This window comes from Parabacteroides johnsonii DSM 18315 (assembly GCF_025151045.1).
Lineage (GTDB): Bacteria > Bacteroidota > Bacteroidia > Bacteroidales > Tannerellaceae > Parabacteroides > Parabacteroides johnsonii.
Genome location: NZ_CP102285.1, coordinates 2,699,622 through 2,720,318 on the forward strand (window position 1 = coordinate 2,699,622; position 20,697 = coordinate 2,720,318).

The 20,697-nt window shown below is 45.9% G+C and carries 17 protein-coding genes; 7 read left to right on the forward strand and 10 right to left on the reverse strand.

Annotation, left to right across the window (positions count from 1 at the left end):
- Positions 1 to 399: 399 nt before the first annotated feature.
- Positions 400 to 912 (forward strand): ferritin-like domain-containing protein, encoded by a 513-nt coding sequence (locus NQ564_RS11035; protein WP_036608018.1) that lies wholly within the window; start codon positions 400 to 402, stop codon positions 910 to 912.
- Positions 913 to 968: 56 nt separating this feature from the next.
- Here NQ564_RS11035 and NQ564_RS11040 read toward each other — a convergent pair whose 3' ends face one another.
- Positions 969 to 1,637 carry a Crp/Fnr family transcriptional regulator gene (locus tag NQ564_RS11040; protein WP_008151147.1) on the reverse strand — a complete coding sequence of 223 codons (669 nt, stop codon included), beginning with the start codon at positions 1,635 to 1,637 and terminating at the stop codon, positions 969 to 971.
- A 142-nt stretch (positions 1,638 to 1,779) separates the two neighbouring features.
- On the opposite strand from NQ564_RS11040, the gene hcp reads away from it, so the two are divergent.
- Positions 1,780 to 3,435, forward strand: a complete 1,656-nt coding sequence (hcp, locus tag NQ564_RS11045) for a hydroxylamine reductase (RefSeq protein WP_008151149.1) — start codon at positions 1,780 to 1,782, stop codon at positions 3,433 to 3,435.
- A gap of 72 nt (positions 3,436 to 3,507) precedes the next feature.
- Complete coding sequence (gene mscL, locus NQ564_RS11050; protein ID WP_008151150.1) at positions 3,508 to 3,930, forward strand: large-conductance mechanosensitive channel protein MscL; 423 nt, start codon at positions 3,508 to 3,510, stop codon at positions 3,928 to 3,930.
- 195 nt (positions 3,931 to 4,125) lie between these two features.
- On the opposite strand, the gene map is transcribed toward mscL, so the two are convergent.
- The 3 genes from map to NQ564_RS11065 all read right to left on the reverse strand — a co-directional run bounded on the left by map (position 4,126) and on the right by NQ564_RS11065 (position 6,964).
- The gene (gene map, locus NQ564_RS11055; protein ID WP_008151153.1) at positions 4,126 to 4,986 is read right to left on the reverse strand and encodes a type I methionyl aminopeptidase; all 861 of its coding nucleotides are present in this window, start codon (positions 4,984 to 4,986) and stop codon (positions 4,126 to 4,128) included.
- Positions 4,987 to 5,019: 33 nt separating this feature from the next.
- Positions 5,020 to 6,030, reverse strand: a complete 1,011-nt coding sequence (locus NQ564_RS11060; protein ID WP_008157178.1) for an AI-2E family transporter — start codon at positions 6,028 to 6,030, stop codon at positions 5,020 to 5,022.
- Between the two features lie 73 nt (positions 6,031 to 6,103).
- Positions 6,104 to 6,964: a phospholipase A gene (locus tag NQ564_RS11065; protein ID WP_008151156.1), complete on the reverse strand. Its 861-nt coding sequence runs from the start codon at positions 6,962 to 6,964 to the stop codon at positions 6,104 to 6,106.
- A 154-nt stretch (positions 6,965 to 7,118) separates the two neighbouring features.
- Between NQ564_RS11065 and NQ564_RS11070 the strand changes: the two genes are divergently transcribed.
- A complete protein-coding gene (locus tag NQ564_RS11070) occupies positions 7,119 to 8,912 on the forward strand; it encodes a MutS family DNA mismatch repair protein (protein WP_008151157.1) in 1,794 nt (597 codons plus the stop codon).
- Between the two features lie 28 nt (positions 8,913 to 8,940).
- Here the strand turns inward: NQ564_RS11070 and NQ564_RS11075 are convergent, their stop codons facing one another.
- The 4 genes from NQ564_RS11075 to NQ564_RS11090 all read right to left on the reverse strand — a co-directional run bounded on the left by NQ564_RS11075 (position 8,941) and on the right by NQ564_RS11090 (position 13,145).
- Positions 8,941 to 9,705, reverse strand: coding sequence for a TIGR03915 family putative DNA repair protein (locus tag NQ564_RS11075; RefSeq protein ID WP_008151159.1), 765 nt, complete (start codon positions 9,703 to 9,705; stop codon positions 8,941 to 8,943).
- Complete coding sequence (locus NQ564_RS11080; RefSeq protein WP_008151162.1) at positions 9,702 to 10,970, reverse strand: putative DNA modification/repair radical SAM protein; 1,269 nt, start codon at positions 10,968 to 10,970, stop codon at positions 9,702 to 9,704. Before NQ564_RS11080 ends, NQ564_RS11075 begins: the two co-directional genes overlap by 4 nt.
- Positions 10,971 to 11,049: 79 nt before the next feature.
- Positions 11,050 to 11,595, reverse strand: a complete 546-nt coding sequence (locus NQ564_RS11085) for an AAA family ATPase (RefSeq protein ID WP_008151163.1) — start codon at positions 11,593 to 11,595, stop codon at positions 11,050 to 11,052.
- 230 nt (positions 11,596 to 11,825) lie between these two features.
- Positions 11,826 to 13,145 (reverse strand): MATE family efflux transporter, encoded by a 1,320-nt coding sequence (locus NQ564_RS11090; protein WP_008151167.1) that lies wholly within the window; start codon positions 13,143 to 13,145, stop codon positions 11,826 to 11,828.
- A 643-nt stretch (positions 13,146 to 13,788) separates the two neighbouring features.
- Here NQ564_RS11090 and NQ564_RS11095 point away from each other — a divergent pair.
- The 3 genes from NQ564_RS11095 (at position 13,789) to NQ564_RS11105 (ending at position 16,447) form a co-directional block, all read left to right on the forward strand.
- Complete coding sequence (locus NQ564_RS11095) at positions 13,789 to 15,417, forward strand: RagB/SusD family nutrient uptake outer membrane protein (protein ID WP_008151168.1); 1,629 nt, start codon at positions 13,789 to 13,791, stop codon at positions 15,415 to 15,417.
- A gap of 4 nt (positions 15,418 to 15,421) precedes the next feature.
- A complete protein-coding gene (locus NQ564_RS11100; protein ID WP_129650100.1) occupies positions 15,422 to 15,916 on the forward strand; it encodes a hypothetical protein in 495 nt (164 codons plus the stop codon).
- 234 nt (positions 15,917 to 16,150) lie between these two features.
- The gene (locus tag NQ564_RS11105) at positions 16,151 to 16,447 is read left to right on the forward strand and encodes a nucleotidyltransferase family protein (protein WP_008151173.1); all 297 of its coding nucleotides are present in this window, start codon (positions 16,151 to 16,153) and stop codon (positions 16,445 to 16,447) included.
- Between the two features lie 16 nt (positions 16,448 to 16,463).
- Here NQ564_RS11105 and NQ564_RS11110 read toward each other — a convergent pair whose 3' ends face one another.
- Complete coding sequence (locus tag NQ564_RS11110) at positions 16,464 to 17,492, reverse strand: aminotransferase class I/II-fold pyridoxal phosphate-dependent enzyme (RefSeq protein WP_008151174.1); 1,029 nt, start codon at positions 17,490 to 17,492, stop codon at positions 16,464 to 16,466.
- Positions 17,493 to 17,534: 42 nt separating this feature from the next.
- On the reverse strand, positions 17,535 to 20,519 hold the full coding sequence (locus NQ564_RS11115) for a glycoside hydrolase family 3 N-terminal domain-containing protein (protein ID WP_008151175.1): 2,985 nt from the start codon (positions 20,517 to 20,519) through the stop codon (positions 17,535 to 17,537).
- Between the last annotated feature and the right edge of the window lie 178 nt (positions 20,520 to 20,697).

Sequence of the window (20,697 nt, forward strand, 5' to 3'; positions counted from 1 at the left end):
GGACATCTCGCTTAGCCTCGCTAACCTCATCCTTCCCTATCACCGTTACCTACTTCGCATCATGTCAATCACGGCCACTCTCGCTCGAATGCGGGTGCAAAAGTAGAACGAAGATTTCTTTTATGCAAATGTTTGGGAAGGTTTTTTATATCTTTTTTTACTCAGAAGAATGGATATTATATGGTACGCATATGCGAGATCTTTCCTCTCTTTTTTAGGCAATAAAGAGATAAATGACGAAACAATGGTTACAAAACACCATTTTCAGGAAATGAAAATATAAGAAGGGATACGAAAAACAATCTAAAAAATAATATCCGGCTCCCAATATGAACAAATATAACTATCAGTTGTTCCTAAAAAGTATTTATGCGCTATACTAAACTAAATTTTACAATCATGGCAAAAGAAAGTGTTAAGATCCTTAAGGGCAAATTAGATGTAGACAATCTGTTAGTACAACTGAATGCAGCATTATCCGAAGAATGGTTGGCCTACTACCAATATTGGATTGGTGCCTTCGTTGCAGAAGGAGCTATGCGGGCAAACGTACAAGCTGAATTTGAAGAACACGCCCAAGAAGAGTTGGGCCACGCCAAGTTATTGGCAGACCGCATCATCGAACTGGAAGGTGTTCCTGTATTAGATCCGAAAAAATGGTTTGATCTTGCCAGATGCAAATACAGCATCCCTACCGACTTTGACGTAGTCAATCTGCTAAACCAGAATGTTGCATCCGAACGTTGTGCTATCGTACGCTACCAGGAAATCGCCGAATTTACAAATGGTAAAGACTTCACTACCTGTGACATCGCCAAGCACATCCTGTCTATGGAAGAAGAACATGAACAAGACTTGCAGGATTACCTGCGAGACATTGCAAGAATGAAACAATCCCTCTTAAGCAAGTAAACTAAAAAGCCTTGTTGCAAAATAACTCCGCTAATTCATAAATAAAAGGAGCGGGGTTATTTTGCTATTTGTCTCAACTGTTGTAAACGATTGATTGTAATCGTCTTCCGATCGATCGAAATAATCCCCTCCTGCTCCATTTCGGCAAATGCACGTGCCAACGAAGGACGCGTAACCCCAAACCGATCGGCAATTTCCTGCTGAGTATCGGACAGTTTTACTGTAGAGGCATCCGGAGAAGAAAGATGACGCAATAAATAATCGGCAATTTTATTCTTGATATTTTTAAGTGACAGGAACATAATCTTATCTGTCAGAAAACTACTACGACCGGAAATCAACATTAAGAAATTTTGCAGAACCTGTTTATCCGATTGCATCCACTCAGTAAAATCAGTTCTGGATATAAACAAGATTTCAGAAGGCTCTACTGCTATAATATTGACAGGCAATTCATTTTTGGGAGCGAACAAAAAAGCCGGAGCCAATAAACGGGAAGGAGTAAGTTCTTCTATTACAACCAACTTTCCCGCATCATTCACCATTTGTCCCTGCAAAAGACCCTTCAGAACAACCATTAAATGGTTGCAAGGTGCCCCTTGGAGGGCCACTATATCATGTTCCTGATAGCTTTCAATCCGATACGGAATTTTTTCCAGAAAACCAGAAATGGCTTCAGAAGAAACATGCTGGAATAACGGAGCTTTCATTAATATATCGATCATACTGCATCTTACTACTTTCTACAAAAATACGAAAAAAATCCGGAGCTTGTAACATTTGGTACAATTCAAAGAATGCAGTCTCCCTACATTTGCCTATCGAAAAAGATAAAAATATCCAGTAATCATTAAACCAAATAAAGATATGGAAGCTAAAATGTTTTGTTTTCAATGCCAGGAAGCGGCAAAAGGTACAGGATGTACTATCAAAGGAGTTTGCGGAAAAGACGACAAAACTGCAAACCGGATGGATTTACTATTATTTGTAACAAAAGGGATCGCTACTGTCGCCACCATGCTCCACAATGCAGGGATAGAAACCTCCATGCAGGTAGGCCATTTCACTACAGACGCCCTATTCTCCACGATCACAAACGCCAACTTTGACATCGAAAGCATAACCAAACGAATCATCAAAGGGCTTAAGTTGCGCAACGAATTGATTGCCATCGCAAAAAAAGAAAATATCACACTTCCCATCATCGACGAACTGGTATGGAACGGCGAGGAAAACTCATTTGAAGGAAAATCGCAGACAGTAGGCGTACTCCGGGAAGCAAATGAAGACATCCGCTCGCTGAAAGAACTGACCATTTACGGCCTAAAAGGTATGGCTGCCTATGTTGAACATGCCGCGAACCTCGGCTACGAAGAACCCGAATTATACCTGTTCATCCAACGTGCACTCGCCGATACATTACGTAAAGACCTCTCCGCCGAGCAACTCACCTCCCTTGTGCTGGAAACCGGAAGTTTCGGAGTTAAAGCTATGGCGCTGCTCGATAAAGCCAACACCAGCAGCTACGGCAACCCGGAAATAACGCACGTCAACATCGGAGTACGCAACAATCCGGCCATCCTGATCAGTGGACACGACCTGAAAGACATGGAAGAATTGCTTGCCCAAACCGAAGGAACCGGGATCGATATCTACACACATAGCGAGATGTTGCCGGCCAACTACTATCCTGCATTCAAGAAATACAAACATTTTGTAGGTAACTACGGCAACGCCTGGTGGAAACAGCGGGAAGAGTTTGAGAATTTCAACGGACCGATCCTGTTCACGACCAACTGTATCGTTCCCCCACTCGAAGGTGCCAGCTATCGGGACCGTGTCTACACCACCAATTCTACCGGATTCCCCGGATGGAAACATATTCCGGCACGCGAAGACGGCAAAACAAAAGATTTTTCCGAAATCATCGCCCATGCCAAACGCTGTGCCGCTCCTAATGAAATCGAGCATGGTGAAATCATCGGAGGATTCGCACACAATCAGGTGTTGGCATTAGCTGACAAGGTAGTCGATGCCGTAAAAAGCGGAGCAATCCGTAAGTTTGTCGTTATGGCCGGATGCGACGGACGCATGAAAAGCCGTAACTATTATACCGAATTTGCCGAACAACTGCCGAACGACTGCGTGATTTTAACAGCAGGTTGCGCCAAATACCGGTACAACAAACTGCCGTTAGGAGATATCAACGGCATTCCTCGCGTACTGGATGCCGGACAGTGCAATGACAGCTATTCACTGGCATTGATCGCCATGAAACTGCAAGAGGTATTCGGATTGGAAGATATCAACCAATTGCCAATCGTCTACAACATTGCCTGGTACGAACAAAAAGCGGTAATCGTCTTATTGGCCCTGTTAAGCCTGGGTGTCAAGAACATCCACCTGGGACCGACATTGCCAGCATTCTTATCACCGAATGTTGCAAAAGTCCTGGTCGAAAACTTCGGAATCGGTACTATACAAACGCCGGAAGAAGATATCGAACAGCTCATCATAGCATAAGATTCTCAAATTGTTTTGAATATCCGCAACCAAACGTATACTTTTGTAGTTATAATATAAAAAGGCTAAATTATGAAGAAGATTCTACAAGAGTTCAAACAATTCGCCATGCGCGGCAACGTGATCGACATGGCTGTGGGTATCATTATCGGCGGTGCTTTCGGTAAAATCGTATCATCTGTCGTCGGTGACATCATTATGCCTGCTATCGGTCTGCTTGTCGGAGGCGTAAACTTCACCGACTTAAAGATCATACTGAAACAGGCTGTAATGGACGGTGACAAAGTTGTCTCGCCAGCTGTTTCCATCAACTATGGAAACTTTTTGCAGGTGACATTCGATTTCATCATTATCGCATTTTCTATTTTTATGTTAGTAAAAGGGATCAACGCCCTGAACAAGAAAAAAGAAGAAGCACCGGCTGCTCCGGCTCCCCCTCCTGCCGATATACAGTTGCTTACCGAGATACGTGATTTGTTGAAAGACAAAAAATAGTTATCTCTAAGGAGGTGTATCAAATTGATATTACCGGACGCGGATGACGCAGAACACGCAGACGGACGCAGATTTATTTTGTTGATAATTAATATATCTGCGTTAATCTGCGCTCGTCATCTGCGTCCCATGAATATCGATATTTGACATACTTTCTTTTTCACCATCGAAATGTCATTTCTATAAATATCGAGGCTAATAAGAAAGTATTTCAAGCCCCGTTTCCGTCATTAGGAATGTATGTTCCCATTGAGCGGAAGGCAGTTCATCTTCGGTAACGACTGTCCATCCGTCTTCTTCGTCGATAAAGACTTGCCATGTTCCCATGTTGATCATTGGTTCGATCGTGAATACCATACCGGGAACCAAAAGCATCCCTGTCCCTTTCCGCCCGAAATGGCAGACCTCCGGCTCCTCATGAAATTCCAATCCGACACCATGACCACATAAATCGCGGACGACAGAATAACCGTTCTTCTCCGCATGGCGTTGGATGGCATTGCCGATATCACCGACAAAACCGAACGGTTTCGCTGCCTGCATGCCAATTTCGAGACACTCTTTCGTCACCCGCACCAGCTTTTCCTTTTCAGGAGTTGTTTTACCTATGACAAACATACGGGAAGCATCCGAGTAATATCCGTCCAAGATAGTCGAAACATCTACATTAATAATATCTCCTTCTTCCAATATCTCATCTTCACTGGGAATACCGTGACAGACCACTTCGTTGACAGAAGTGCAGACGCTTTTCGGAAATCCTTCATAATTCAGAGGCGCCGGAATAGCCCCGTGCGAAACGGTATAATCATACACCAGCTTATCGATCTCGGCGGTAGACATATCGGCCTTGATCTCTTTTGCGATCAAATCGAGCACTCCGGTATTCACCGCACTGCTCCTGCGGATACCTTCGATCTGTTCTGCAGTCTTGATCAGTTTGCGTGACGGCACCAGGTGACCTTTATTCTGAAAATAAAGAACTTTTTTGTCTAATTCGGTAAGAGGCTGTCCTTTGATAATATGCCAATTGTTTTTAATTCTTCTGCTATGCATGGCTTTGTTTATTTATCCATACAAAAGTAGCGGTTATCGGGCATTATCCAGATATTTTTCCTTGAATATATTGAAACAAAGTATAAAGATCGAGATCAGGAGCGGCCCGAAGATAATCCCCATAAAACCAAACAGAGACAAGCCGATGATCACACCGAATATGGTAATGAGCGGATGGGTATCCGCCATTTTTTTCTGCAAGATAAAACGAATCAGGTTATCCACATTCGTAATGATAATCAAAGCATAAGCCGTCAATCCGGCAGCATTCACCCAATCCCCTGTCAACACCATATAAAGAGCCAAAGGCAACCAGACCAACGCAGTCCCCACAACCGGAATGATCGTAGCAAAACAGGTCAGAAAGCCGAAAAGGAAGGGACTCGGCACATCGAATATCCAATATCCGAGCAAAGCGATCAGCCCTTGGATGATGGCCAGCAACGGAATTCCAATCGCATTGGAGGTGACGATCATATTGATCTCGTTCAGAACGTTTTTCTTATTCTCGTCACTAAAAGGCAAAATGCTGTAAACATACTTTTCCATCTTGGCACCACCGATCAACATGAAATAGAGTATCAGTACCAGTACGGCCACATTGATAGCAAAGCCGCTGATTCCTCCCATCAACACCTGCCCTATCTTCGGGAGAATGGAGACAGCAGACATAATATTGGAAGTATCAAGCACGTCATATCCGGTCCGTTGCTCAATCAGGTTCGCGATATGTTCCGCCGACTTGACCAATTGGGTCGGGTCCAAATTAAAATTTTGCAGTTTGTTGATAAGCAGCCAGACAGCCAACGAGAGCGGTATCAAAAAACAAAGGATCGTTTCCAACAACAAGATTATAGCGACGAAGCTACGCCGTAAATGTTTCTTTTCAGTCAGATACAACATTTGTTTTCTGACCAATATATAAATGGTGCAAGCACCCAAGATACCTCCCAGAAAAGGGATGAATTCCACAAAAAGAATCATCCCCAGCACTATGATAATCGTAACCAGAGAGTACTTCCAGTATTGTTCCTTTACGTTCATTCTGTTATTTTGCATTATTATACAATGTATATATAAATAACAATACAAGAGAACGGTTGTTTATTTCCTTCTGTCAATACAGGCTAAAATCGGAAGGTTTGATAACGAAGCCTATCCTTATCATGCTTTTGAACTTATTATATTCCAGGAGATTTTCTCCAAAGCCATTGTAATATTGCAGGAAGAAATATTGATTCTCATTATTGTTAAATTTGTAACTCAATTCAACCTGTGTGTTAAAACTGGTCCAAGTCTTGCGCTTTGTCAGGATCACGCCACAATTAAAACGACGGTTGTCGGTCCGGTAATTGGCGGCAACCTGAAAGATCCCGTTATATTTCAGTAGGTCTTTATTATTTTCTCCGTCCACAATCGGTATCCAAGTCTTGAATTGTGCCTCCCAATTCGGCGAAAGGGTGATCGCAACCGCAAAAGTAACTTTATTCCAGCTGCGGGAAGCGGTACTGTCCTTCCCGTTCGATTCATGTTCGAGCATAAGATATCCCTTACCTATATATTTATTATGGTAAACGATCAGATGCCCCAGGCCGATACCGGGATTAAAATTTAGGTCTTTCATGGGTAACGATTCCTGAAAGACATTCCAAAAAGCCTTCTGAGTGTACTGGATAAACAGATAAGTATCGAACGGCAATTTACTTTTTGTCAGTCGCTGGGCGATACTCAACTGAAATTTCACATCCGAATTGGCAGCAGTCGGTTTATGTCCGAGAGTCGTCCCTCCTACGAAATAATTGTCTTTGAACAGGGTGAAATACGGCATCTTGTCCAAAATACCGCGAATACTATCGGCATTATAAGCATTCGCCACGATTCTTTCCCCGATAGTTTCTCCTTTTTTTTCCTGCCCCGACAGAGTACAGACCATCACAGACAGAAGCAGAAGCATCACGATTCTTTTCATAAAATGCATCAAGTTTATTGAGTCGATAAAAATCTCAGCAAAGATATACGAATCAAAGAATGATAATTCGCCTGTTTAGCACCTATATTGGTCATTTCGTTATCATTCTTTTAAATAAAACCAATTACAGAATGGTTAGTTCATTTTTTCTATCTTTGCACACATGGAAAAGATATACAACTATTACCAGGATATTATCACAGCTTACACCCGCAGGGCCGATAGTCTGAAGAAAAAAATTCATTTGCTCGGAAGCATCCGTTTGTTGTTAGTAGCCGGTTTGATCGCCATGATCTGGTTTTTCAAATCCGAAGACTGGAAAGTGCTGGCCGGGATTGCCGTCTTGTTTATTACCCCGTTCATCGCTCTAATGGTCTGGCACACCAAGCTCTTCGCCCGGAAATGTTATGCCGAAGCACTCGCAAACCTGTGCAAAAACGAACTGAACGGGTTAGATTACGATTTCAGTGCGTTCGATGGAGCACCGGAAAAAAGTTCCGCAGAACACTCGTTCAGCCTTGATCTGGATTTGTTCGGAAACCATTCGCTTTTCCAGTCCATCAACCGCACGGTTACTTTTATGGGAAAAGAGAAGCTGGCCGGTTGGTTTATGCAACCACTCACCGACAAGACGATGATAGTAAGACGCCAAGAAGCGGTTCGCGAACTGGAATCATTCACGCAGCTCCGACAACATTTCTATGTGACAGGTATTCTGCATCCGGGAAACCAGAGCGATCAACAACTTATTACCCTATTAGGTAAGGTAGCCCCCTGCCTGATCAACAGTAAAATATGGAAACTGCTCATCTATCTGATTCCTTCCATCTGGTTATTGATCGCGATAGGATGTGCGCTGAACCTGCTCCCGATATCGATAGCCGGCGTGTTTTTCGGGTTGTCTTTCATTGTCGCTTACATCAATGCGAAGCAGATCACAATGGTACACAATTCATTGGACAAGATGGAACAAATATTGCATACTTATTCCAACCTGATCAAATGCATCGAAGGCGAAAGCTTTCAATCCGCCGAGTTGGCTGATATCCACCAACGGTTTGCAAGCGACGGTCAAACAGCCTCTTCGATCATCAAAAAACTATCCGGACATATCGGCGCACTGAACCAACGTTTCAGTACAATCGGCGTCATACTGAATATTTTTACTTTACGTGATACACGCATGGCGATGAAGCTGGAAAAATGGAAGATGGAACATGGGGATGATACGGAACGTTGGTTCGAAGCATTGGCTTTGTTCGATGCTTACTGTTCGCTGGGCGGATTTGCCTTCAATCACCCGGAATACATTTATCCTGAGATAGCAGACGCCTATTTCAAAATGGAAGGCAAAGCACTCGGACATCCGTTACTACGCCGAGACGTATGCGTAAAGAATGACATCGACATCCGGAAAAGTCCCTGGTTCCTGATTATCACGGGGGCGAATATGGCTGGGAAAAGCACTTACCTGCGTACCATCGGCGTCAACTATCTGCTCGGCTGTATCGGTGCTCCGGTTTGTGCAGCGTCTTTGACCTTGTATCCGGCGCGGATGGTGACCAGCCTGCGTACTTCCGATTCTCTTGTGAGTAACGAGTCTTATTTCTTTGCCGAACTGAAACGGCTGAAGATGATTATCGACCGTTTGCAACAGGGCGAAAAGTTATTCATTATCTTAGACGAGATACTGAAAGGAACCAATTCGATCGACAAACAAAAAGGTTCTCTTGCTTTGATGAAACAATTAGTGGCCAACCAGGCTTGCGGTATCATTGCCACACATGACTTGGCATTAGGCGAACTTGAACAGGAATTTCCTACCCAGATCAAGAATTACCGCTTCGAAGCCGACATCCAAGACAACGAACTGACATTCTCCTACCAACTAAGGGAAGGGGTAGCCCAAAACATGAATGCTTGCTTCTTGATGAAAAAGATGGGGATAACGGTCTGACCGATAAGAAAGAGTAACGCCTCCGGGCTTACAGCTTTTCCGGCATATACTTCCAGAACCGGGCAGGCATGTGCTGGCGGTGCAGTTTGGGGTTGAGCCGCTCCTTGATGGCGATAGACTTGAAGTACGTTTTCCACATCTTCTGGAAAAGTTTCTCATCGGCATCCATCAGTTCCTCGCTGAGCAAGCCGGAAAGAAGGTGGGCTTCCTTCTCTTCGAAACGCACTTCGGTAGCCTCTTTCAGGTCGTAATAGTAACCGTACTCACGTCTCAGGTCGTAAAGCAGCCAGCACTGGTCGGCAAAGCGGTCCTTCAGGTGAAGAAGAGTGAGAGGGAGTACGTTATAGACAGGCTTGACGGCGGCAAAGAAAGTCCCGTCCGCCGCTTTTTGGAAACGGAGAAACTGGATGACACGCAGACGCTCGTTCGTCACCTTCTTCCATACCTTGGAGACTTCAAGGACATCAGGATCGCCAAAGTTCAGCTCGATCGTATGCGGGGCGTCGATCGCCTTGCGGATATAACGGAAAAGCAGCATATCCGCTCCCGGCAGTTCGGACAGCCAGGCAACGGTAATCACAGACAAAGCCGTAGCGGAAAGCCGCTTCTGCAAACCTTTCCAGACACGATCCACCTTGGCATCGTCCGTACAGATCGTCACCGCCTCATCATAAAACAAGGGAAAAGGCTCTCCTTCCGCTAACAGCAGATCAGGAAAGCTGCGGCGTGAATAAGCGTCAAAAACTGCGGTCAACAACCCTTCAAAGGTCTTATCATACACGAATACCGTCATGATTCTTCCCTGAATTGGAGGATAAGCTGGCGGTCGTCGGTTTTCTTACGTCCCGCTTTCCGGGTTAAGATTTGACGGACAGCCTCAGGCGACACTTCGTTAATCGTACGGACAGGCAGTTCGTGGCAGGAAATGAAATATTGGGCTTTCTTCATCACGATCCCCATCTTCTTCAACTGTTCCGTCCCCAAGCGGGAATAACGGCGGGAAACGACAATCAATTTCGCCGACTTCACCCCGATACCGGGTACACGAAGAAGCATCTCGTAGTCCGCCTTATTGATATCGACCGGAAACTGTTCCGGATGACGCAACGCCCATCCGAGCTTCGGATCGACTTCCAAATCGAGGTCCGGATAGGTATCGTTCACGATCTCATCCACTTTGAACTGGTAGAAACGCAGGAGCCAGTCCGCCTGATACAAACGGTTCTCCCGTACCAACGGCGGCTGCTTCAAAGCCGGCAACCGATTATCATATTCATTGACGGGGATAAATCCGGAATAATAGACACGTTTCATCGTCGGACGCTGATAGAGGGCGGACGAAAGGCGAAGGATATCCTTATCCGAATCGGGCGTCGCCCCGACAATCATCTGCGTGCTCTGTCCAGCAGGAACAAAACGCGGGGCATGGCGAAAACGTTTCCGCTCTTCGACACTCTGTAAAACGCCTTGCTGGATATAACGCATCGGCTGAAAGACGCTCTGGAAATCTTTTTCAGGAGCCAATAACTGGAGGCTCTTCTCGTTCGGGATCTCGATGTTCACACTCATACGGTCGGCGTAGAGTCCGGCTTCATTCACCAATTCCTGGCTGGCGCCGGGAATACTTTTCAAGTGGATATAGCCATTAAAACGGTGCACTGTCCGAAGGTCTTTTACCACCCTAACAAGGCGTTCCATCGTATAATCGGCATTGCGCACAACACCGGAACTCAGGAACAGCCCTTCGATATAGTTACGGCGGTAAAACTCGATTGTGAGGTTCACCAGTTCCGTCACCGTCAATGTGGCGCGGGGAATATCGTTGCTGCGGCGATTGATGCAGTAGGCACAATCGAACATACAGTAATTTGTCAGCATGATCTTCAACAAAGAAATGCAACGACCGTCCTCGGCAAAGCTATGACAAATGCCCCACCCTGCCGCACTTCCAATCCCGCCGCTCTGGTTCTTCCGCGACGTTCCGCTGGAAGCGCAAGACACATCGTACTTAGCCGATTCAGCCAGTACTTTCAGTTTTTCGAGCACTTTTTCGTCCATAATTGTTACCGGGATTATCGGACAAAAGTAAGAATAATCTTTGGGGTGATAAAGAATAGAGGCGGATAAAAGGAAGAGATTAACGAATGCTGATCTGCCCCAAAATCCACTCGGCTCGCTCTGAAGGAGACAGAAGCGGCACTTCAATCGTTTGGTATCCGAAATGCTCATATTCCTTTTTCAACGCGATAAAAGTCCTTCTTGCCTCTTCCACCTCCTGCTTCCTCTCGGCATCTCGGGTGTAAATCTCTTCCCAAAAGGGGAACAGGAAAACGGTGCGATTATACCGATAGGCACGAGCGGCCTCTTCCATGCACGTGGTCACCGGGATGTCTATCAAGCGGGCATAACCGAGCGTATCGATGATTCCTCTGTCGAAAAAGCAAGGGGTGGGCACATGAGCCATCTCCTCAAAATCGACAACTGAACGCAGGAGCATCAAGCGTGCATAACGAACCGTGTTGTCCCAAGGGAGCGCGTCACCTCTGGTCTTTACTTGATTCCGGATAATATCTCTTGCCACTTCCCGAACAATCCTATACCCCATGTTTCCCAAAAGATCCAACACTGTGGACTTACCACTTCCCGGTCCACCGGTAAAGATGTAAAAGTTTGCATTTTCCATATATTTATTGAATTAATGATAGGAGAGATTCTTTATTGGTTTACAAAAATAGACAATAATCATAATTCTCACAACTGGACTTATCCCAGGGATAACCCAATCCAGCAGCAACAACTTCTTATTTTTATGGAGAGGAAAAACTTTTTCATTCCGAATAATTCTTTCTTCAATGCCCACTAATTCTATAATCGGCGCCAGTGATTATAAAATCACTGGCGCCGATTATAGAATTAGTGGGCATTGAATTGTTTATACCGCTTCCTCATATATAAATAAGAAAGGAAGAAAAGCAGTAAGACATGCACATGGTCCGCCGTCCAGAAGACCGCCAGCGGTACTTCCTTAAACGAAGACAATAAAAGAAGAGATCCGACATATCCGGTAATCGTGATCAACTGGAAAACAAAAGCAGTCCGGGTATGGCCCGTTCCGATCACCGCGTTACAATAGACATAGCCAGGAACTGCCAGAAAATAATTTGTCAACATCACCACATAAGGCCAGAACGCCCCACCGACCAGCCCTTCATCGTTCGTATACACCCGTAACACGACAGCCGGGAATAACAAGGCAACCAACACCAATGGCGTCCCGACCCCGTAGCTCAGCCTTATCACTTTTCGGCAAAGCGGCATCACCAGCCTCAACTCCCCTGCACCAACCAGGTTACTGACCAATGCGCTCGTTGTTGTCGCAAACGAGTTCATGATGACAAAGAACAATGTAAAGACATTTCGTATGATATTGGCAATCGCCAACTGGCTCTCCCCTAAATGTTCGATCACCACAAAGAAATAAAACCAAGGAATCACACAAACAAACGAACGTATCATCGTCCATACTGACAGGCGGCACAATTGCCGAAGCAACATCCAATTGAACGACGGCATCAACCCAAAGTGTTTCCGGTCTACCTTTTGCCAAACATAAAAGACAAAGAACAGCAGCGAGAAACCTTCCGCCAGCGAAGAAGCGATAGCCGCCCCCGAAATTCCCATTGCAGGGAATCCGAACCGCCCGAATATCAGAACATAATTCAAAACGACATTCACCAGTACCATCAACACCGAGTTTACAATTAGAATCTTCGTCTTCGTAATCCCAACAAAAAAAGAGCGAAAGGCCAATACCGGAAAAGCAAAAAACAGCCCGAAATTACGCCCGCTCACATAGCTGACAACCGCCTGCCAGACAGCTTCGGAAGCAATCATACGCCGGAGGAGAAACGGGGAAAACAGTTCGGACAATAGGCAGAGTCCCAATGCCAAAGCTAGTAGGAAATATTGTCCTTGCCAAAACACCTTACCCGTTTCGTCCCACTGCCCTTCCCCATTCTTCCGGGCAACCAAAACCTGTATTCCCAGACCGAAACCGAAGCCCAGCATATAGATTGCCAGATAATACATACACGCCAGCGCCGAAGCTCCCAACTCCACTTCGCCGACACGTCCCAGAAAGACGGCATCCGTCATATTGATCAATTGTTCCATCAAAAGGCTCATCATAACCGGATAGTTGATGAGCCAGATTTGTTTATAAGTAAAGTTCATAGTCCAACTTAATAGATACGCCGGAGCATACCTCCTCAGAGGAAGGTTACCCGACTGATGAATAAATAAATGTATAGAAAATCGTACCCTGTATATGTGTATAGGATAGTATAGAAGATGCAACAGTTAGCACTTGCCTTTACAGCTCCGCGCCAAGCACGGGGAGAAGTCCAATGCACCTTACGTCAGTGTAGAGATGCTATATACAGAGTTGGTGTTTCATAAGTTGAACATCTTGTGTGAATGGATTCCGGAACAAATGTATAACTTTTTCCCGGAAGACAGGCATTCCGGAATTAAATCCGGATAATTTCCACCTGCTTTATTTTATTCATCGGAGAAAAATGCCGACCTTTGACCTCGTATTAAAAAAATAACGTAGAAGCGTTTCGATATTATCTCACATTGGAATCTGGACAATTCTGATAGATCGGGATAATAGATAGAATGTCTCCTGCGCTTGTGTTCGTTATATACTTCCTTTTTGGGAAACTATATACCAGCATAAAGCGCGGGATCATTGTGCTATTATCGGTCTATAGGCAGTCCAGAGCCTCAATGTGGTAATAGACAATGATTCCCGCGCTTCCTTTTTACTCATCAACCGAAGGGAATCCGGTTGAATCTAAATCAGAAAAATGTTATGAACAAATGGGTACTTTGGATTTTGCTGTTGGTATGTAGCGCAATGGCATACGGGCAAGTCCCACAGGCGATGAACTTCCAGGCAGTTGCACGGAACGCAGAAGGCAATCCGCTATCAGAAAAGGAAGTCGGGATCAAAGTAGAAGTCTTGCAAGGCAACACATCCGGAACGGTCGTTTACGGAGAGGCACACCGCACTACAACCGCCAAGAATGGAGTTGTCAACTTGCAAATCGGGGACGGGACGGCTATTGAAGGTACGTTTGCCGGAATCGACTGGAGCCGGTCGCCCTATTACTTACGAATCAGCATGGATACAGACGGAGGCACTTCTTACAAGGAGGTGGCCACGCAACAGATGCTCGCCGTACCGTATGCGTTGTATGCGGAGAGGGCAGGGAACAGTGGCAATGACGTTTCGGCACATAATTTCATTGTAACTGGCGACGGAGAAGATGCTTATTGCTTGGCAACTGGAGCAGAGTTGTCGTATGAAGCTTCTTATTTCGGATTTGAATTTTCGGTGTCTTATTTGGATGGCGAAGACCAAAAAGTCGAATTTACGGTTGAAGGACTTCCCAATGAAGCGGTTCTTGATGATAAAAGTATCTCTGGCGCATACGGGAAATATATTGATATTGATGTAGAAAACGCACCTGCGGGAACCTATCCGCTTACATTAAAGTTAAAAAATAAATATGGCATGGAAAGAGTAGGGAAATTAATTTGGACAACAAGTGGCAGTAGCGGTGAGCCGAGCGATGAACTAACCCCGGATACATTTTGGAAAACAGATGAACATGTCAAGATGGCTTTGACTGCCATCATCGGCTCTTACCAAGAATATAAGGTATTGAACGAAGCCATCGACGATGCCTTTATGAAGAAGGACGAAGCCGACGCTGCCAACGGGCAATATGCCGCCTTCACCTCCAAAACCTACACGCCGTCCACCCCCGAACTGGAGACACTATGGGGAAACGCCTATACCGTTATCACACGTTGTAACCAACTGATAGAAGGTGTAAGCGAAAGCACGAGCAGCGAGATCACCGAAAACGTACGGACGAACGCCTTGAAACAGGCACGCGCCATCCGCGCCTACTGCCACCTCATGCTGACAGAATGGTTCGGACGTGTCCCGCTCATACAAAAGGTATTGGAGCCAAGCGATGCCATGAATATCGCACAATCGGAACGGGACGCTGTCCTGACCGCCGTAATCAGCGATCTCGAAACGGCACAGGAAGTTCAATCTTTGTTTGATACCACCGGTGAAATTACATCCGATGAAGCCTGTATCCTGCTTCTCGAATCCCATCTGCTGAAAAAGGACTGGCAGGCGGTTTCGCAAATGACGGACGAAACAGGCGTTGCGGCTTTCATCAAAAAACTCGCGACTTGGAAAGCCGACAGCACGCAACCGGCAGAAACTACCGAAGCCTCCCTGATGGAAGAATATATGGACAGTTTCCATTCCTCCCACCACCGCGGGAATCTCTACTTGAACGTATTGGAATACAGCGCAGCCTATTTCGATATGGATGCCTATAAAGCCTTGCTGCCAATACCGCAAAGCGAACAACACAAGAATCCTAATATCGAACAGAACGATGGATACAATTAAAATCATGAGACAGTTCATATTCATTTGCATAGCCGCCCTGTTTTCCACCAAAGGGGCAGCCCAGTCGCTCACCGACTGTACCCTATCCGCTTGCAGCTTCCAAACGGATGAACTGACCGGATTGGCCGGAGAGGCTTCAGCAGTGAGCTTGAGCAGCAATGCCACCTCCTTGTCGCCCGGTTTCATCGAAGCCCTATTGGCAGTAGTGGAAGACGTACCGCCAACACCTCCAGAAGGAGAACCGGAAAAACCGGACGAAGACAACCCAACGGCAGTTGATCCTGTCGAAGAAGCCGTTTCCGTCTCGGTGGCAGGCAATGTGTTGCATATCAAATGCACACACGAAAGCCGTCTCACGGTCTATGCCATGACCGGACATTTGGTCATACAGCGCGAAGCCATCGGATACACTGAAATACGGTTGCCAGCCTCCGGACCGTATGTCATCGTGGTCCAAAACCCCTCGATGCACAAAGTATATAAAGTCAGTAGCCGGTAAGCATCCAAAAAAGTTCAGTAACTCTGTCTTTACTTGACACCATTCACGGCTGGGCGAGAAACTATAACTCGCCCAACCGTTGCCTATGGAATAAAAGTTTCAGTATGAAAAAAGTTTGAAACTAAAGTTTCAAAGAGTTGCTTGCCTTGAAACTTTTGTTTCCTCGGATGAAACTTTTGTTTCAAGGCATGGACCTTCGTTTTCCCTATTTTTGTACTATAAAAAACAATCAAGATGAGGACCAAAGAAGAATGTACTAAACTTATAAATTCTTACAAGCAAAAGCTACAACAAGAATATGGTATCCGCTCACTCCGTATTTTGGGATCTATGGCAAGAAACGAACAAACAGAAAACAGCGATGTCGATATCTGTATCGAAGCCGAACCAACCGGACTCATCCGATTTGCCGGGCTCAAACGTTTCTTCGAAGAGTTGTTGGGTTGTTCCGTTGACCTTGTTCGGTTCAATGACAATATGGATAGTTTTTTCAAAAAACAAATAGAAAAAGATGGATTCTTTGTCTTCTGATAAACAAGAAAGGGTGTTACAATCGCCTAAACCATTCCCGCACCGCCTCAACTAATACCCGGTTCTCTGCTGCCGTCTGTGCCGATATACGGATATAGGTTTCATTCAAGCTACGGAAATTGGAGGCGTCGCGGATCAGCAGGCCGTGATGATCCCACAAATACTGTTTCAATGCGGCAGCCGTTCCTTTTTTCAAGCGGGCCAGGAAGAAGGTCACGGATGTCGGTAACGCTTCCAAGTCTCCCAACTCATTCAGCCGATCGATCAGTTCAATTGTTTCGCGCCTCCATTCACAGATAGGCAGGATATATTGCTCCGGATGCGTCAAGATGTATTTACCTGCTTCCACTGCGATTGCGTTGACAGACCAAGGAATAATGTACCGGTTTATCTGCTCGACCTTTTCTGGTGAAGCGATCAGGTAGCCGATACGGAGTCCCGGTATATTATGCTCTTTCGAGATCGATTGGATCAGAATCAGGTTCGGATGATTGAAGATATCCGAGGGCTTCAGCAATTCTTCCGTCGTGAAAGCAACATATGCCTGGTCAATGACAAAGACAGTTTGCCGGTTTGCCTCAATCAAAGTAAGCAGTTCCTCCCTGTGGATCAGTTTGCCGTCTGGATTGTTCGGGTTACAAATCCAACAGAAATCCTGCCCTTTCAACGAAAGGGCGGACAGATCACACGAAGTCGGGAAGAAACATACCTCATGCCCATACAGGCGGCACGCATCTTCATATTCGGCAAAAGAAGGAACAGCAATAGCGGATTTCGCCCCTTTCCAGGTTTGCGCCAACAAATAGAAAGCTGTGATAGAGCCGTTCGTAACCACTAAATTATCCACCTCCACCTCATAACAACGAGCAAGTAATCTTTTCAGGGAAGAAGCATCCGGTTCCGGATAACGCGTGAGTTCACAAAACTTCCCATTCAGATGTTCTCTGAGTGTACGGAGATCAGCCCCATGCCATACATTCGAGCTGAAATTTATCTTTACCTCTTTCTGCGAATTATAGTGATCGTCACCGTGTCCGAATAACATATGGAAAATTAAAAATGAAGAATGAAAATTAACTATTAACTGTCAATTATTAATTGCCTTGTAGATTGCATCTTGGATACGTGTACGAATGTTCAGCGAACTGAGCTTATTGTTAGCCCGCGTCGGATTCACACGATTGGACAAGAAGATATACAACAGCTTGTTATCCGGGTCCACCCAGAAGCAAGTGCCGGTAAAACCAGTATGCCCATAGACGGAGATAGGAGCCAGGCTACCGCAGGGAGACGTTTTGCCTCCGCCAGCTACCGGTTTGTCGAAGCCCAAGCCGCGGCGACAGGTCGGGCTTTTGCTTTGAGTAAAGAGGCGGCAGGTCTCCTTAGACAAATATCCTTCACCTCCGTAGTGACCTTGGTTCAAATAGAGTTGCAGCACTTTCGCCAGGTCGCCCGCGTTGGAGAAAAGTCCGGCATTACCCGAAACACCACCCTGAAAAGCGGCGGCCTCGTCGTGCACATAGCCGCGCAACAGTTGGCGGCGGATGAAACCGTCGTACTCGGTCGGGACGATCTGTATCGTATCGAAGATATGCAACGGATTATAGGTCGTATGCCAAGCTCCAAGCCGGCTGAAAAACGTATCGTGTAGCAGACGATCCATCGGCTGCTGCATCTGCTTTTCCACCATCATCTTCAACAGGATGAAATTGATACAGCTATATTTGTACTTGCCGCGCACACCGAGGCGTGAGTCTTTAATCTCCTGAATGATGGTGTCTCTAAAAGAGTCGTGCAGATACATCTTGTGGGCCACTTCGGTCGTAAAGCCAGGTCTCCTGTCAAAGGAAATCAAACCGGGCAGAAAAGAGAAGTCGTTGCGCACATACGTCCGGGCATCGAAACGGACCGGATGCGCCTGGTTCTTTACATTGCTGTACAGGCTGCCTTTATAGCTATCCCTGTCGATCGCATTCAGGTAAAAATTGATCGTTGGCGTCAAGCCGGACTGATGATAGAGAAGGTCCTTAATGACCAAGTTCTTCTTATCTGAATCTTTCAGTTCGGGTATAAAATCGGAGATCTTATTGTTCAGCGTGAACTTCTTGTCATCATAGGCTTTCATTACGGCCAGCAAAGCCCCCGCCGCTTTGGAGGAAGAAGCCAGGTCATAAATGGAATTTTCGTCAACAGCTTGTTTCTTGTCGTAATCGAAATAGCCAAATGATTTGTCATAGATAATCATACCATCTTTAGCTACGAGCACCTGACAACCGGGAAAAGCCTTCTGCTCCAGGCCATCTTCCACGATGGAGGCGATCACGTCCAAACGTTCGGGGCTTGCCCCCACTTCTTCCGGCTCGTGATAGCCGAGACGTGTCTTTTCGGTAAACATGCCCGTCCCAGCCGTGTACAGGGTAGGAATAGAAACCGGCAGCTTTCCTTTAACTGCAATACCGCCGAAAATGGCTTGTGCGGCATATTTCTGGGCAAGCGGCGTTCCCTCGTAGGCCATTATAACCGCTTTGGCTTTCAGGATGGAAGATTTATATTCTTTACAAAAATAGGGCAAAGTAAAAAAGGCATAGATCAGTTCTTTCTTGGCTGCCAACTGGTGCAGTGCCAAGCTTTCCGGAATACGGACCGTATGTACACCGCAAATGATCACATCGTATTTCTCCAATTTCTTATATACGTTCTGCACTTGAGCCGCCGTCGAATTCCGGCTGATGCTGAAACAAGCAATCGAGTCGTAGCGCCCCAGCATCTTTTGAAACTCGTTCCCTACCCCGTCACCGATAGAGAGGGCAGCAATCCTTTTCTTATTCAACTGCTTCAATGGGATGATGTCACCCTCGTTCTTCAACAGAGTGACCGCTTCTTCATTCAACTTGGCTGCCAGCCACGCAGCATGGGGAGAATTCAGCCGTTCGGACAAACCTTTCGTTTCGATTGGGCGATAATCGTCCAGTCCGGCAATATATTTATATTGCAGAATCTTGATGATCTTCGCTTCTATCTCTTCCCTATCCAAAATACCTTCTTCCAAAGCTTCCTTCACAGCTGCGAAGTCGTTGATCGGCGCAGCCGGAGCCAAAAGGATGTCATTACCCGCCAATAGTGCCTTTACGGAAGGATTATCGGACTTACGGGTAGTAGCCCCTTTCATTGCCAAAGCGTCAGTAAAGCACAACCCTCGGAATCCGAGTTCTTTTTGCAGCAAGTCGGTGACGACGGCACGAGACATGGAGACTGGTCTGTTGCGTACCTTGTCCAACGCCGGGACATAAAGGTGTCCGGTCATCACACCGGCATAGCCGTCATAGATATAGCGTTTGAAAGGTAATAATTCCACACTATCCAAGCGTGCCCGGTCATGATGAACGGCAGGCAGCGTATAATGGGAATCTTCGGCGGTATCGCCATGTCCGGGGAAATGCTTGGCAACGGACAAGATGCCCTGCCCTTCCAGCCCGCGGGCATACGCCAGCCCCTTGTCGGCTACCGCTTGCGGATTCTCACCGAAAGAGCGGAGACCGATCACCGGGTTATCGGTATTACTGTTCACATCCATATCGGGTGCGAAATTGATATGGATTCCCATCTCCTTGCACTGACGGGCGACTTCCTTGCCGTATTCGGTTATCAGATCGTTATCTTCGATCGCCCCCAACATCATATTCTTCGGGAAACGGGTCGTACCAGAAAGACGCATGGAAAGTCCCCACTCTCCATCCAACGACACGAGCATCGGGACGCGCGATGTCTTTTGCAGGCGGTTCGTTACCTCGGCCTGCATGACCGGATCGCCTTTATGAAAAAGAATGCCGCCTATCTTTATCTCATTGACATAACGCATCAAGCGTTGCATATTGCGTGTGTCAGATTTCGGGTTGGCAATGACCATAAAGAGTTGCCCGACACGTTCGTCGTAGCTCATCGCATCGAAGACCGAGTCCACCCAATGATTCATTTTCGCTTTGTCCACTGCTCGGTAAAGATTCGGCGTCGTCTGTGCGACAGTGGAAAGAACGGCAACACAACTAAATAAAAAGACATATATTTTCTTCATCGAAAGATCTGAAATTTATAATATAGAATATATGATGTATAAATGATAATCACAATGTCTTTCTGATAAATCATCATTCATAAATCATAAATCAAAACAAATGTACGGAAAATACCCTGATATTTCCTACCTTTGAAGTGTTTACTAACTTATTTTTTATCTAAATTCTATAGAACCA

Bases quoted from the DNA above. Each gene is read 5' to 3' on its own strand.
- NQ564_RS11035 (WP_036608018.1), top strand. From the start codon at position 400: ATGGCAAAAGAAAGTGTTAAGATCCTTAAGGGCAAATTAGATGTAGAC.
- NQ564_RS11040 (WP_008151147.1), bottom strand. From the start codon at position 1,637: ATGATCGATATATTAATGAAAGCTCCGTTATTCCAGCATGTTTCTTCT.
- hcp (WP_008151149.1), top strand. From the start codon at position 1,780: ATGGAAGCTAAAATGTTTTGTTTTCAATGCCAGGAAGCGGCAAAAGGT.
- mscL (WP_008151150.1), top strand. From the start codon at position 3,508: ATGAAGAAGATTCTACAAGAGTTCAAACAATTCGCCATGCGCGGCAAC.
- map (WP_008151153.1), bottom strand. From the start codon at position 4,986: ATGCATAGCAGAAGAATTAAAAACAATTGGCATATTATCAAAGGACAG.
- NQ564_RS11060 (WP_008157178.1), bottom strand. From the start codon at position 6,030: ATGAACGTAAAGGAACAATACTGGAAGTACTCTCTGGTTACGATTATC.
- NQ564_RS11065 (WP_008151156.1), bottom strand. From the start codon at position 6,964: ATGCATTTTATGAAAAGAATCGTGATGCTTCTGCTTCTGTCTGTGATG.
- NQ564_RS11070 (WP_008151157.1), top strand. From the start codon at position 7,119: ATGGAAAAGATATACAACTATTACCAGGATATTATCACAGCTTACACC.
- NQ564_RS11075 (WP_008151159.1), bottom strand. From the start codon at position 9,705: ATGACGGTATTCGTGTATGATAAGACCTTTGAAGGGTTGTTGACCGCA.
- NQ564_RS11080 (WP_008151162.1), bottom strand. From the start codon at position 10,970: ATGGACGAAAAAGTGCTCGAAAAACTGAAAGTACTGGCTGAATCGGCT.
- NQ564_RS11085 (WP_008151163.1), bottom strand. From the start codon at position 11,595: ATGGAAAATGCAAACTTTTACATCTTTACCGGTGGACCGGGAAGTGGT.
- NQ564_RS11090 (WP_008151167.1), bottom strand. From the start codon at position 13,145: ATGAACTTTACTTATAAACAAATCTGGCTCATCAACTATCCGGTTATG.
- NQ564_RS11095 (WP_008151168.1), top strand. From the start codon at position 13,789: ATGAACAAATGGGTACTTTGGATTTTGCTGTTGGTATGTAGCGCAATG.
- NQ564_RS11100 (WP_129650100.1), top strand. From the start codon at position 15,422: ATGAGACAGTTCATATTCATTTGCATAGCCGCCCTGTTTTCCACCAAA.
- NQ564_RS11105 (WP_008151173.1), top strand. From the start codon at position 16,151: ATGAGGACCAAAGAAGAATGTACTAAACTTATAAATTCTTACAAGCAA.
- NQ564_RS11110 (WP_008151174.1), bottom strand. From the start codon at position 17,492: ATGTTATTCGGACACGGTGACGATCACTATAATTCGCAGAAAGAGGTA.
- NQ564_RS11115 (WP_008151175.1), bottom strand. From the start codon at position 20,519: ATGAAGAAAATATATGTCTTTTTATTTAGTTGTGTTGCCGTTCTTTCC.